We start from the raw sequence: 12433 nt of genomic DNA, 5'->3' as shown, positions 1-12433 counted from the left end.
GGGCGGCTCAAGTCAGGGCCATTTGAAGCAAGGCCTACTGAACGTGACCGAAATACAACGTAATCGGCCTTGATACGGATTGCGGCATGAATACATGCCGCGTGTAAGAAGCAGGAGCATGAGCTTGAGCGACCGGGATAATAGCCTCCGCCAGACGGCGAACGGCCGGCCATTCGCCGCCGCGGGGCTTGCCGTGGCCGCCAGCCTGGCGATGTTCGCGCCGGCCATGGCGCAACAGCAGGGCGTTCAAGGCCAGTCGGTCGGCACCACGGCCGGCGTCGAGGCGGCCGACGATCCGCTGGAAGGCTTCAATCGCGGTTCCTTCAAGCTGGGCATGGGGCTGGATCACGTCATCCTGGCGCCGATCGCCCACGGCTATATGGCCGTCACCCCCCGCGTGGTCCGCAACCGCGTCAGCGCGGCCGTCTATAATCTGGGCGAGCCGAACACCGTCATGAACATGGTGCTGCAGGGCAAGCCCAAGCAGGCCATGCGCTCGACCACCCGCTTCGTCGTCAATTCGACCGTCGGGGTGCTGGGCCTGTTCGACGTGGCCTCCAAGGTAAACCTGCCCCGCCGGGACTCCGATTTCGGCCAGACCCTCGGCAAGTGGGGCGCCAAGCCCGGCGCCTATCTCTATGTGCCCCTGATGGGTCCGCTGAACGTCCGCGACGGCATCGGCCGCGCCCTGGACATCGTCACCGACCCCGTCTCGCTCTATGTTGGCGGCCTCTCCACCGACTTCGGCAAGGCCCGGACCGGCGTGACCATCGTCGACGTCCGCTCGAACGCCGACCCGGCCTACCAGGCCCTCAAGGACGCCGCCGACCCGTACGTCACCACCCGCTCGGCCTACACCCAGTATCGCGAGGCCTTCGTGCGCGAAGCGACCGGCGAAGCCGAGGTGCTCCCCGATTTCGACGCGCCGCCGCCGGAAGCCGCGCCCAAACCATGACCGGTAAGACCATGAACAACACCACCTCCACCCGGCGCGGCGCCAACGCCGCGCTTTTGGCTTTCTTCGGGGCCGCGGCGATCGCCGCCCCGGCGATGGCCCAGAACAGCGCCCGCGACGCCGGCGCCGAGGCCTTCGTTCAGACCAAGGCTCAGCGCGTCATCACCGTGCTGGCCAACAAGGGCATGAGCGACGCCCAGAAGACGCAAGTCTTCCACCAGGCGGTGGACGAGCTGGCCGACGTGCCGCGCATCACCAACTTCGTGCTGGGCAAGTACGCGCGCACCATCACGCCCGAGCAGCGCGCGCGCTTCACCCCGGTGTTCCGCGCCTACGCCGAGAGCGTCTATCAGAGCCGCATCGACGACTATCGCGGCGAGCAGCTGAAGGTGGTCGGTTCGGTGGTCAACAAGCCGGGCGACGTCACCGTCAAGACCACGATCTCGGGCGGCCAGATCACCCAGCCCCTGCCGGTCTCCTGGCGCGTGCTGGGCGGCGGCCAGACCTGGAAGGTCGTCGATGTCCAGTTCAAGGGCATCTGGCTGGCCATCACCCAGCAGCAGGACTTCGTGTCGACGATCGACAACGCCGGCGGCAACATCGACGTGCTGATCAACCAACTCCAGAAGGGCGGCTCGGCGCCTTCTGGCCGCCGCAAGTAGCGGCGGGACCAGAGATCAAGACGTAAGGGGATTTGGCATTGCGCGAACAATGGGCCGAGACGGCCATGGGCGTCGTCGTCCTCGCCTTGGCGGCGGGGTTCCTGACCTATTCGCTGAGTGTGGGCGGCGTCCACATGAAGCGCGGCGACTATGAGATCAAGGCCAAGTTCGGCGAGGCCGGTTCGCTGGCCCCCGGGGCGGCGGTGAGCGTGGCCGGCGTCAAGGTCGGCACGGTTTCCGAGATCACCCTGGAGCCGAAGACCTTCCTGGCCGTGGCCAAGCTGAGCATCGACCCGACCGTCAAGCTGCCGTCGGACTCGACCGCCAAGATCACCAGCGACGGCATCCTGGGCGGCGCGCACGTGTCGATCGCCCCGGGCGCGGCGATGGACGATCTCAAGCCGGGCGGCCAGATCGAGAACACGCAGGGCGCGGTCGACCTGTTCGGCCTGATCGGCTCGGTGATCCGTCCGCAAGGCGGTTCGGACGCGGCGGCTCCATCGACGGGTTCGTCGGCCGCCCCGGCTCCGGCCGCGTCGCAGCCGGCCGTGAGCTACTAGCGTGACCGCGACCCAGGCGGCCCGGAAGGTCGCCACGAATCCCATCCGGACGCTGGGCCGCTCGACCCTGGGCGCCGTGCGCATGGTCGGCTCGGTCGGCGTGTTCGCCGTACGCGGCGTCGTCGCCGCCCTCACCCCGCCCTGGTTCTTCGGCCAGCTGTGGCGCCAGTTCGTGGCCATCGGCTTCTTTTCGCTGCCGGTGGTGGGCCTGACCGCGATCTTCACCGGCGCGGCCCTGGCCCTCAACATCTTCACCGGCGGCGGGCGCTTCAACGCCGAGCAGGTGATGCCTCAGATCGTGGCCCTGGGCATCACCCGGGAACTGGGTCCGGTGCTGGCGTCGCTGATGCTGGCCGGCCGGGTCTCGGCCGCCATCGCCGCCGAGATCGGGGCCATGCGCGCCACCGAGCAGATCGACGCGATGCGCACCCTGTCGACCGACCCGTTCCGCTATCTGGTCGGCCCGCGCCTGCTGGCCGGCGTCTTGATGATGCCCCTGCTGGCCGCCGTGGCCGACACCATCGGCATCGCCGGCGGCTGGCTGGTCGCCACGCGGGTCCTGGAGTTCAACCCGACCATCTATATCCGCAACACACTGGATTTCCTGCAGCTGTGGGACATCGGTTCGGGCCTGATCAAGGCCGCCGTGTTCGGCTTCATCGTCGCGCTGATGGGCTGCTACCACGGCTACAACGCCTCGGGCGGGGCGCGTGGCGTCGGCCGGGCCACCACCCACGCGGTGGTCTCCTCGGCCATCCTGATCTTCGCCTCCGACTACCTTCTGACCACGCTTTTCACGCACGCCTCATGACCGACGCGACCCCGAAACTCGCCTGGAAGGGCGTCAGCAAGCGCTTCGAGGGCCGCGCGGTCCTGGACGGTCTCGACCTGTCGGTCGCCCCGGGCCGGTCGCTGGTCATCATCGGCGGCTCGGGCCAGGGCAAGTCGGTGACCATCAAGACCGCGCTGGGCCTGATGCGTCCGGACGCCGGCAAGGTCGAGCTGGACGGCAGGAACATCGTCGGCCTGTCCGAAGGCGCGCGCCGCAAGCTGTTCTCGCGCATCGGCGTGCTGTTCCAGGGCGCGGCCCTGTTCGACAGCCTGACCGTCTGGGAGAACGTCGCCTTCCGCCTGATCAACGCCGACGGCATGCCGCGCGGGGAAGCCAAGGAGCGCGCGATCGACGCCCTGGAGCAGGTGCGCCTGGCGCCCGACGTCGCCGATCGCTTCCCGTCCGAGCTGTCGGGCGGCATGCAGAAGCGAGCCGGCCTGGCTCGCGCCGTCGTCGCCCAACCGGAGATCCTGTTCTTCGACGAACCGACCACCGGCCTGGATCCGATCACGGCGGCGGCGATCAACGAGCTGATTTCCAACCAGGTGCGTCGCCTCGGCTCGACCGCCGTGTCGATCACCCATGACCTGGCCTCGGCCCAGACCATCGGCGACGAGATCGCCATGCTGCACGGGGGCAAGATCATCTGGCGCGGTCCAGCCGCCGAACTGGCCACGACCGACAATCCGTATGTTCGCCAGTTCGTCGAAGGCCGCGCCGAGGGTCCGATCTCGCATGCGGTCTAGGGTCGTCGCCCTGGCGACAGGCCTGCTGATCGCCGCCACGGTTCAAGCCGAGGGCGCTCAGGCTCAATCCTTCGTGCGTCCGGACTGTCAGGGTGTGAACGGCGCCGTGGCTCTACGCTACGACACGTCCGAGCACGCGCGCTGGTACAAGCGCTTCTGGACCGGCAATTGCGACCACTTGGCGTTCTGTATCCCTGGCGCGCCGAACTGGAACGACATCGTCGGCACGCTTCTGGACAAGGGCGGCCCGTCCGAACGAGCGGCCCTGTTGCCGAAGGCCTGTCGCCTCGGCCAGCTGATGGGACTGGAGTGGTCGCGTGAAAAGTCGATCCGCAAGATCGATACGCACGACCTGCGCGCCTTCAACGCGGCGCTGGAAAGCTCGAACGACACCCTGAAGGGCCTCGACAAGGTCGAGCAGGCCGTCCGCGCCAAGCTGGCGCCGCGCTAGAGCATTTTCCGACGAAGTGGATACCGGTTCGTCGTCAGAAAATGCGTTAAAACAAGAGGCTAGAGCATTTTGGCGATCCAGTTGGATCGGAAAATGCTCTAGACCGGGGGCGCCTCCCGAAGGGTCTCGGCCAGAAGCCGGCCCTCGACGCCCCGGCTGGAGCCGGCTCGCCAGGCCACCACGATCTCGCGGCTGGGATGCTCGGTCGCCAGCGGACGGATGGTCAGGGCGGTCTTGTCGGTCAGGCCGGCGTGGACCGCCATGGCTGGCAGGAACGAGACGCCCAGGCCCGAGCCGATCATCTGCACAAGGGTCGGCAGCGAGGTGGCCGCGAAGGTTTCGTCGTCGCCGACGCCGCGCGGCGGCTCCAGGCCGCAGGCGGCCAGGGCATGGTCGCGCAGGCAGTGGCCGTCTTCCAGCAGGATCAGGTCGTCGCCCCGCAGGCTGTCGGGATCGACCCGAGTCGAGGCCGCCATCGGATGGTTGGCCGGCGCCGCGGCCAGCAGCTCGTCATCCTCGACATGGGCCCAGTCCAGGCCGGACATGTCGTAGGGCAGGGCGATCAGGGCCGCGTCCAGGGCGCCGCTTTTCAGAGCCGCGATCAGCCGCTGGGTCAGGTCCTCGCGCAGGAACAGCTTCAACTTCGGAAACCGGTCGCGCAGGACGGGCAGGGCGCGCGGCAGCAGGTAGGGCGCCACGGTCGGGATCACGCCCAGGCGGAACCGGCCCGCCAGCGGCTGGCCCGCGCCGCGCGCGGCCTGCACCAGGTCCTCGGCCCTGGCGAGAATGTCCTCCGCCCGCCGCACCGCCTCCTGACCGGCGGCGGTCAGGATCACGCCCGAACGGGCCCTGTCGACCACCGGCGCGCCCAGGATCTTCTCCAGTTCCTGGATGCCGGCCGACAGGGTGGGCTGGGTGACGTAGGCGCTCTCGGCCGCCCGGCTGAACGAGCCGTGCTCCGACAGGAGCTTCAGATATTGCAGCTGGCGAAGGGTCGGAAGAAGCATGACCTTGATATAGGCGGCATCTATCGGAAAGCCAAAAACTATCGATTGGCTATCTGGGGAACCGGGGCCTATCTCTGCTTCCACGGTGAAGTTCCGGCGTGTCTCCCCCACCGGCGCCGGGCCCCAGCCCGTTGAACCCGGTCCGCCCGCGTCACCCCTCCCAGCGGCGCGGACCGGGACGAACCTTTCCCACGGTGCTAAGCCCGCTCCAGACCTTCGGAGCGCCTCATGCCGATCGACGCCCTGCGCGCCCAACTGCCCGCCTACGCCAAGGACCTGGGAACCAACCTGACCGTTCTCGCCAGCGAGACCGTGCTAAGCGACCAGGCGCGCTGGGGTTGCTTCGTCGCGAGCGCCTGCGCGGTCGGCGAGCCCGAGACCCTGAAGGCGATCACCATCGCCGCCCATGAGGCGGGCGTTTCGTCCGAGGCCTTCTCGGGCGCCAAGACCGCCGCGGCGATGATGGCCATGACCAACGTCTATTTCCGCGCCGTTCACCTGATGACAGCGCCCGACTACGGCGCCTTGCCCTCGCACCTGCGGATGAACCGACTGGCCCCTTCCGGCGTGTCGGCCGTCGAGTACGAACTGTGGTGCGTGGCGGTGTCGGCGATCAACGGCTGCGGCGCCTGCCTCGACAGCCATGAGGCCGAGTTGCGGAAACGCGGCGTGGAGCCCATCCAGATCCAGGCCGCCCTGCGCATCGCCGCCGTGGTCAACGCGGTCGGCCGGGTGCTGGCGGTCGAAACACCGGATCGTCCCCAGTTTTCCGGCTTCTGAGGCGCGTGCGCGACGCCAGGTCGCGGCGTCCGCCCCTCGACATTCACCTTGCCAATAAACTAGGTTGTTAACCTCTGGGTAAGAGATTCGCGGCGTTCGCAAGGCGGCCTTTCAGGTCGCGATGGGGCCGCACGGGGTGAAGGTGGGCGATATGAGACTGCTGTCGAAGAATCCTCGCGATAACAAGAACGCCAAGCCGGCTGTTCTGGGTGAAGAGTCCCGGGTCGAGGCCGTACAGCACCAGATCGAATCCACCCAGGCGATCGGCCAACGCTACGAGACCATTCACGGCGGGCTCGACAGCATCGGCCGCGTGATGGAGCACCTGAAGGCGATCGAGCCACTGATCGCCGAGATCCGCGGCCCAGTCGCCCAGGAATTCGACGCGCGTCGCGCCGAGCACGCCGAACTGATCGCGCTGCGCGCCAATTACGAGCACGCCCAGCGTCAGGTCGCCCAGATCCAGGCCGAGGAGCGTGAGGTCAGCGCCCGCCTGGCCGCCGCCGAAACCGCCCTTGGCGAGTCCGACGCCCGCCGCCAGACCCAGGACGCGGCGCTCGAAGACAACGCCCTCGAAATCGACCGCCTGCGCAACGCCCTGCTGCAGTCGGATCTGAAGGTTTCCAGCCTCGACGCCTCCCTGCGCGACTCGACCGCCCGCATCGAGCACCTGGTGCAGGACGTCGAAGGCCTGCGCCTACAGGCCCAGGACATCGACACCCGTCGCGGCGACGCCGAGGCGGCGTTGGCCCGCGCCAACCAGGACAACGCCCTGCTGGGCGACGAAGTCGCGACCCTGAAGAAGCGCGTCGACCAGGCCGGCCTGGACGTGGCCCGCCTGTCGCGCATCGAGACCGACCTCGAAGCCCAGTTGGCCGGCGAACGCGCTCGCGTGCAGGCGATCGAAAACGCCCTTTCGGCCCACCAGACCGACAGCGGCCGCACCATCCGCGGCCTGGAAAGCCAGGTCGAGGCGGCCCGCGCCGAGATCTCGGCCCTGCAGACTCGCCTGGAGACCGCCACCGGCCGCGCCGACAAGCTGGAAGAGATGAACACCCAGATCTCGGCCCGCCTGGCCGAGTCGTCCGCGCACCAGAAGGCCGTCGAGCGCCGCGCCGGCGACCTCAACGTCGCCCTGGAACGCGCCCTGGAACGCATCCGCACGCTGGAAGAGGATTCGGAAAGCCTGCGTCAGCGTCACGCCGGCGTCGACACCGCTCGCGCCACCGCGATCGAGCGCGCCGACCAGATGGCCAAGAGCGCCGTCGCCCAGGAAAAGGCGATGAAGCGCGCCGAGGAACGGGCTCAGCAACTGCGCACCCGCCTCGACGGCATGCAGGAAGCCCAGGACCAGATCCGTCGGGAACACGAGGAGAAGGTGGCCGAGCTGCAGGCGACGATCGAACGCCTCACCTCGGAAAACGCCCTGGCGGAGGGCGCGCTGGAAGCGGCCCGTCGCGACCGCTCGCGCCTGCAGATGGCCTTGCTGGGCGCTTCGGACGAGGGTCTGGCGGAAAGCGCCTGAGCCTCGAAGCCCCGAGAGACCAAAGCCCGCCGACTGTCAGGTCCGGCGGGCTTTTTCTTGGCTACTTGGCCTCCGCCGCCGCCTTCAGCCCGGCCACCTGTTGGCCCAGGACGTCGTCGACCGGCGCGGCGATCTTGTCGAGGCCGCCTTTGAAGTAGCCGCCAACGTCGTAGGTGACGGTCACCGTGGTCTGGCCGTCTTTCCCGGCGAGCAGGAACGTCAGGGCTCCGCTGGCGCCAGAGTTTTGCAAGGGACCCAGCGCGCCGACGAGCACCAGCTTCTGCCCCGGCGCGGCGTTGACCGTGGTCATGTGCAGCACCGAGCCGCCATTGGGCAGCCGCTCGCAAAAGCAGCCGCCCGAAGCCGCGCCCAGCGACAGGTTGGCGGCCGAGCCCGACCAGGTGTGGGCCGAGGCCCACCATTTCGCGGGCTGCACCAGCGTCGCCCAGACCGTACTGGCCGGCGCGGCGATCACCACCTGGCGCCGGACCTCGAAACCGTTCGGCTGCGCGTCAGCCACTTCGGCGCGCGCGGAGCCGGCGGCCAGCAGCGCCAGGGCGGCGGCGGCGATCATCGTCTTCATGTGAGGTCCCTCCACGCCGCGAGGTTGAGGGCAGGGGCGGGCAGGCGTCAACGCCGGCGCATCGTATCCTATTCGACGGGCGAACTGATCGTCGCGCCGCCGGCCTTCAGCCGGTCCAGCACGCCGTTGGCCGGCAGCAGAAAGCCCAGATCGACCACCGCCACCGTGACGCCGGGACGTTTCAGCGCTTCGGTCATGGCCTGCGTCGTCTGGTCGACGCCCTTTTCCAGCAAGGCCGGCCCGCCCGGCGCGCGCAGCAGGCAGCGCTGGGCGCCGCTGGCGCGGTAGCGGGCGCGGACCGAGCCCAGGTCGCCCTCCGCCCAGTCCTGGCCGATCGTGGTGGAATGGGCGCCGTCATAGGCGATCTCGTCCAGAGCCACGCGCAGGCAGTACAGTTGGTCCTCGGGCGAGAGCTTCGACACGATCGAGGTTACCGCGCTCATCCGGTACTGGCCGACCGCCTTGACCTTGAGCTTGCGGGCCTTGGCCATCCGCTCGACGGTGCTGACCGGCTTGGCTTCGGAAAGGCCGGCGGCCTGGCGGAAATCCGACAGCAGCAGGAAGCCCGCCACGCCCGGCTTCCAGTTCTTGTATTCGCCGGCCCCCTTGCGGGCCTGGTTGCGGGACTCGACGAAGCGCGTCTTCAGGTCGGGCGGCAGCTGATCCTCTAGCGCCTTGCCCATCGGCTGCCGCAGACCGCCGCCGAAGCTGAGCAGGAAGCCCGCCGCCTGGGTGATCCCCACCGCCGCCTGGGGCGGGACCAGCACCAGGCTGGCCTTGTCCAAGGCCTTGTTCAGGCGGGGGCTTTCCCACTTCAGCTGATGGGGCAGGGGGGCGGCCGAGCCGAGGATGTAGAGCTTGGCCCCGTCCTTCTCGACCAGCCAGATCGCCGGCCCCTTGGGCTTGGCCACCACGGTCAGCTCGGCGACCACCGCGCTCTCGTCAGGGGCCGGGGCCTGGCCGAGCTCGACCGTGGATGGCGGCGGAGCCGCGGTCTGGGCGAGGGCAGGGGTGGAAAGGGCGAGGGCAAGGGCAAGGGGGGCGAACTTGGACGCAGCCATCGATACTCCTTCAGCCCCCCGAAGCACCCCAATAACCCTTCTCCCGTGACGGGAGAAGGGCATGGGTCAAGTCGATCAGGCCCCCGCGGGAACCGGGAAGCCGCGCTTGCGCATCAGCGCTCCGATCTTCACGTCGCGGCCGCGGAAGGCCCGGAACTGGTCGACGGGGTCGACCGCGTTGCCTTTCGACATGATGGTCTCGTACAGGCGCTTGGCGGTCGGCTTGTCGTAGAAGCCGCCCGGCGCCTCCTGGAAGGCCTCGGCGACGTCGGCGGTCAGGGTGTCGGCCCACAGATAGCTGTAATAGCCAGCCGAATAGCCGTCGCCCGAGAACACATGGCCGAACTGCGGGGTGCGGTGACGCATGACGATCTCGTGCGGCATGTTCAGCTTGGCCAACTCCTCGCGCTCGAACTTGTCGGGATCGATGTCGACGTCGCCGGCCAAGTGCAGCTTCATGTCGATCAGGGCGCTCGACAGATATTCGGTCGTGCCGAAACCCTCGCCGAACTTGCCGGCGGCCTCGATCTTGTCGACCAGGGCCTGAGGGATCGGCTTGCCCGTCTGATAGTGCAGGGCGAACTGGTTCAGCACCTGAGGCGTCGGCAGCCAGTGCTCGTTCAGCTGGCTGGGGAACTCGACATAGTCGCGCGCCACGTTGGTGCCCGACACCGACGGATAGGTGGCGTTGGCGTTCAGGCCGTGCAGGGCGTGGCCGAACTCGTGGAACAAGGTGACCGCGTCATCCCACGAGATCAGCAGGGGCTCGCCGGGCTTGCCCTTGATGAAGTTGGAATTGTTGGAGACGATCGTGGTGATCTCGCCCTTGAACCGCTCCTGGGTGCGGTAGGCGTTCATCCAGGCGCCCGAGCGCTTGCCCTGACGGGCATAGGGGTCGAAGTACCACAGGCCGACATGCTTGCCGGCGCGGGTCACCTCATAGACGGTGATGTCCTCATGATAGACGGGAATGCCGGAAAGCTTCTTGAATTCAAAACCGTAGAGCTGGCCCGAGGCCCAGAACATGCCCTCGCGCAGCTTGTCCAGCTGCAGGTAGGGCTTCACCTCGTTCATATCGAGGGCGTATTTCGCCAGGCGGACCTTCTCGGCGTAGAAGCGGTAGTCCCAGGGCTCCAGCTTGAAGCCGCCGTTCTCTTTATCGATGATCGCCTGCATGTCGGCGACGTCGATGGCGACCTGGGCGATGGCCGGGGTCCACACCGCCTCCATCAACGCCATGGCGTTCTCGGGCGTCTTGGCCATCGAATTCTCGAGCCGCCAGTGGGCGTGGGTCTTGTAGCCCAGCAGCTTGGCGCGCTCGACGCGCAGCTTCAGGATCTTAGCGATGATGGCGTTGTTGTCGGTCGCGCCGCCATTGTCGCCGCGATTGACGAACGCTCGCCAGACCTTCTCGCGGGCCGAGCGGACCGGCGAGGCGGCCAGGAACGGGTCGACGCTGGAGCGGGTGTTGACGACGACGAACTTGCCCGGGAGCTTGCGCGCGGCGGCGTTCGAGGCGGCGGCGTCCTTCAGGCCCTGGGGCAGGCCGGCGAGGTCGGCGTCGGAAAGCTCGATCCAGGTGCTCTCGTCGGCCAGCAGGTTCTGGCTGAACTTGGTGTAGAGACCGGCCAGCTCGGTGTTGATCGCGCCGACCCGGGCCTTGGCCTCGGGCGACAGCTTGGCGCCCGAGCGCACGAAGTTGGTGTAGTAGATCCAGAGGACGCGCTGCTGCTCGGGCGTCAGCTTGGCCTTGTCCGGCGAATTGTAGACGGCCTCGATACGGGCGAAGAGCGCGGCGTTCTGGTTGACCTTGTCGCCGTGGGCCGAGAGCTTCGGATCCATCTCCTCCTCGACCTTCTGGAACTCCGGCGTGCTCATGGTCGAGCCCCAGATGCCGTAATAGGTCGAGACGTCGTTCAGCATCCGGCCCGCGTCTTCCAGCGCGCCGATGGTGTTGTCGAAGTTCGGCGCGGCCTTGTTGGCGGTGATCGCGTCGATCTCGGCCAGGTTCCTGGCCATGGCCGTTTCCAGAGCCGGTTTGAAGTCGGCGACCTTGACCTTGTCGAAGGCCGGCACGCCGCCATAGGGGCCGACCCATTTCTGGGTCATCGGATTACTGCCTTGGGCCATGGACAAGCTCGGATTGAGGGCGGCGACCGCGCCGGTGGCGGCGGCCGAGGCTAGGAACGTACGACGTTGCACGGAGTGTCTCCGGTGAAGATTTGGCAGGGACCCTAACAAGGTTCCGGGGCGTGTCACATGACAGGCGCGTAACCTTTCTCGATCCGCGCCCAGTCCGTGGACGAGGCCGGCTTTGGCGTCTACAGCTTTGGCCATGATCGGCGTCTTCGACTCCGGCGTGGGCGGGCTTACGGTCCACCGCGCCCTCGTGCAGCGTCTGCCCCAGGCGGACTTCACCTATCTGGCCGACCAGGCCCATGCGCCCTACGGCGTGCGCGCCGGCGAGGAGATCGTCGCGCTGACCAAGGCCGGCTGCATCCGCCTGTTCGACCGCGGCGCCAGCCTGGTGGTCCTGGCCTGCAACACCGCCTCGGCCATCGCCCTGCGCCGCCTGCAGCAGACCTGGCTGCCGGGCTACCGGAAAGAGATCGGCCGGCCGGTCAACATCCTGGGCATCATCGTGCCGACCATCGAGAAGGCCACGGGCCTGCCATGGGAGCACGAGGCCGAGCGGCGCGGCGAGAAAGTCGAACAACTCGACATCCTGGGCGTGTTCGCCACCCAGGCCACGGTGCGCTCGCGCGTCTACGAGATCGAGATCGACAAGCGAAAGCAGGACCTGGCGGTGTTCTCCGAGGCTTGCCCGGAACTGGTGCCGCTGATCGAAGGCGACGCCTCGGTGGTCGAGCTGGCCAAGGCGGTCGAGAGCCATGTCGAGGCCCTTCGCACCCGCATCGGGCGCTATCCGCACCGCGTGGTGCTGGGCTGCACCCACTACGAGATCATCGCGGACCTGTTCCGCGCCGCCCTCCCGGCCGGCACACCGCTGATCCAGCAGCCCGAGGCCACGGCCGACGCGCTGGAGCTCTATCTGGAGCGCCATCCGGAGTATTTCACGGGGACGAGCGGCGGGCGGGTGTTCCTGACGACAGGGACGCCGGGTCCGCAGAACGGCCTGGTGCTGGGCTTCTGGGGCGGCCCGGTCACGTTCGAGGCGGCCTGAGCCGGCCGACCTCGTGAATCATTTCCTGACGAACGCCGTAAACGCCTCTTAACGCTCTTCGGGCACAACATCGCGGTTCGACCCCTT

At 68.0% G+C, this 12433-nt stretch carries 13 protein-coding genes; 9 read left to right on the top strand and 4 right to left on the bottom strand.

Features of this window, described 5'->3' with window-relative positions:
- The first annotated feature begins 94 nt into the window (after nt 1–94).
- From ACW175_RS24265 to ACW175_RS24240, 6 genes are read left to right on the top strand one after another with little or no spacing between them, the layout of a single operon-like run.
- Nucleotides 95–955, top strand: a complete 861-nt coding sequence (locus tag ACW175_RS24265) for an MlaA family lipoprotein (RefSeq protein ID WP_492102454.1) — start codon at nt 95–97, stop codon at nt 953–955.
- Entirely contained in the window at nt 952–1617 is a 666-nt protein-coding gene (locus tag ACW175_RS24260; RefSeq protein WP_492102453.1) for an MlaC/ttg2D family ABC transporter substrate-binding protein, read from the top strand. Before ACW175_RS24265 ends, ACW175_RS24260 begins: the two co-directional genes overlap by 4 nt.
- A gap of 32 nt (nt 1618–1649) precedes the next feature.
- On the top strand, nt 1650–2177 hold the full coding sequence (mlaD, locus tag ACW175_RS24255; protein WP_492102452.1) for an outer membrane lipid asymmetry maintenance protein MlaD: 528 nt from the start codon (nt 1650–1652) through the stop codon (nt 2175–2177).
- Between the two features lies 1 nt (nt 2178).
- On the top strand, nt 2179–2988 hold the full coding sequence (locus ACW175_RS24250) for an MlaE family ABC transporter permease (protein WP_492102451.1): 810 nt from the start codon (nt 2179–2181) through the stop codon (nt 2986–2988).
- Nucleotides 2985–3755, top strand: a complete 771-nt coding sequence (locus tag ACW175_RS24245; RefSeq protein WP_492102450.1) for an ABC transporter ATP-binding protein — start codon at nt 2985–2987, stop codon at nt 3753–3755. The genes ACW175_RS24250 and ACW175_RS24245 overlap by 4 nt, the downstream gene beginning before the upstream one ends.
- On the top strand, nt 3745–4206 hold the full coding sequence (locus ACW175_RS24240; RefSeq protein WP_492102449.1) for a hypothetical protein: 462 nt from the start codon (nt 3745–3747) through the stop codon (nt 4204–4206). Before ACW175_RS24245 ends, ACW175_RS24240 begins: the two co-directional genes overlap by 11 nt.
- 98 nt (nt 4207–4304) lie before the next feature.
- Here the strand turns inward: ACW175_RS24240 and ACW175_RS24235 are convergent, their stop codons facing one another.
- Entirely contained in the window at nt 4305–5213 is a 909-nt protein-coding gene (locus tag ACW175_RS24235; RefSeq protein WP_492102448.1) for a hydrogen peroxide-inducible genes activator, read from the bottom strand.
- 228 nt (nt 5214–5441) lie between these two features.
- Between ACW175_RS24235 and ahpD the strand changes: the two genes are divergently transcribed.
- The gene (ahpD, locus tag ACW175_RS24230) at nt 5442–5993 is read left to right on the top strand and encodes an alkylhydroperoxidase, AhpD family (protein ID WP_492102447.1); all 552 of its coding nucleotides are present in this window, start codon (nt 5442–5444) and stop codon (nt 5991–5993) included.
- 151 nt (nt 5994–6144) lie between these two features.
- On the top strand, nt 6145–7518 hold the full coding sequence (creS, locus tag ACW175_RS24225) for a crescentin (protein ID WP_492102446.1): 1374 nt from the start codon (nt 6145–6147) through the stop codon (nt 7516–7518).
- A 61-nt stretch (nt 7519–7579) separates the two neighbouring features.
- On the opposite strand, the gene ACW175_RS24220 is transcribed toward creS, so the two are convergent.
- The 3 genes from ACW175_RS24220 to ACW175_RS24210 form a co-directional block, all read right to left on the bottom strand.
- Nucleotides 7580–8101: an SRPBCC family protein gene (locus ACW175_RS24220; RefSeq protein WP_492102445.1), complete on the bottom strand. Its 522-nt coding sequence runs from the start codon at nt 8099–8101 to the stop codon at nt 7580–7582.
- A 68-nt stretch (nt 8102–8169) separates the two neighbouring features.
- Nucleotides 8170–9162, bottom strand: coding sequence for a TraB/GumN family protein (locus tag ACW175_RS24215; RefSeq protein ID WP_492102444.1), 993 nt, complete (start codon nt 9160–9162; stop codon nt 8170–8172).
- A gap of 75 nt (nt 9163–9237) precedes the next feature.
- Complete coding sequence (locus ACW175_RS24210; protein ID WP_492102443.1) at nt 9238–11364, bottom strand: M3 family metallopeptidase; 2127 nt, start codon at nt 11362–11364, stop codon at nt 9238–9240.
- Nucleotides 11365–11497: 133 nt separating this feature from the next.
- On the opposite strand from ACW175_RS24210, the gene ACW175_RS24205 reads away from it, so the two are divergent.
- Nucleotides 11498–12346 carry a glutamate racemase gene (locus ACW175_RS24205; protein WP_492105043.1) on the top strand — a complete coding sequence of 283 codons (849 nt, stop codon included), beginning with the start codon at nt 11498–11500 and terminating at the stop codon, nt 12344–12346.
- Nucleotides 12347–12433 lie beyond the last annotated feature (87 nt).

The sequence above is a fragment of the Caulobacter sp. FV1ye6ST genome (assembly GCF_058681225.1).
The sequence above is the reverse complement of the archived record's forward strand: the minus strand, read 5'-3'. Positions and strand labels throughout refer to the sequence as shown.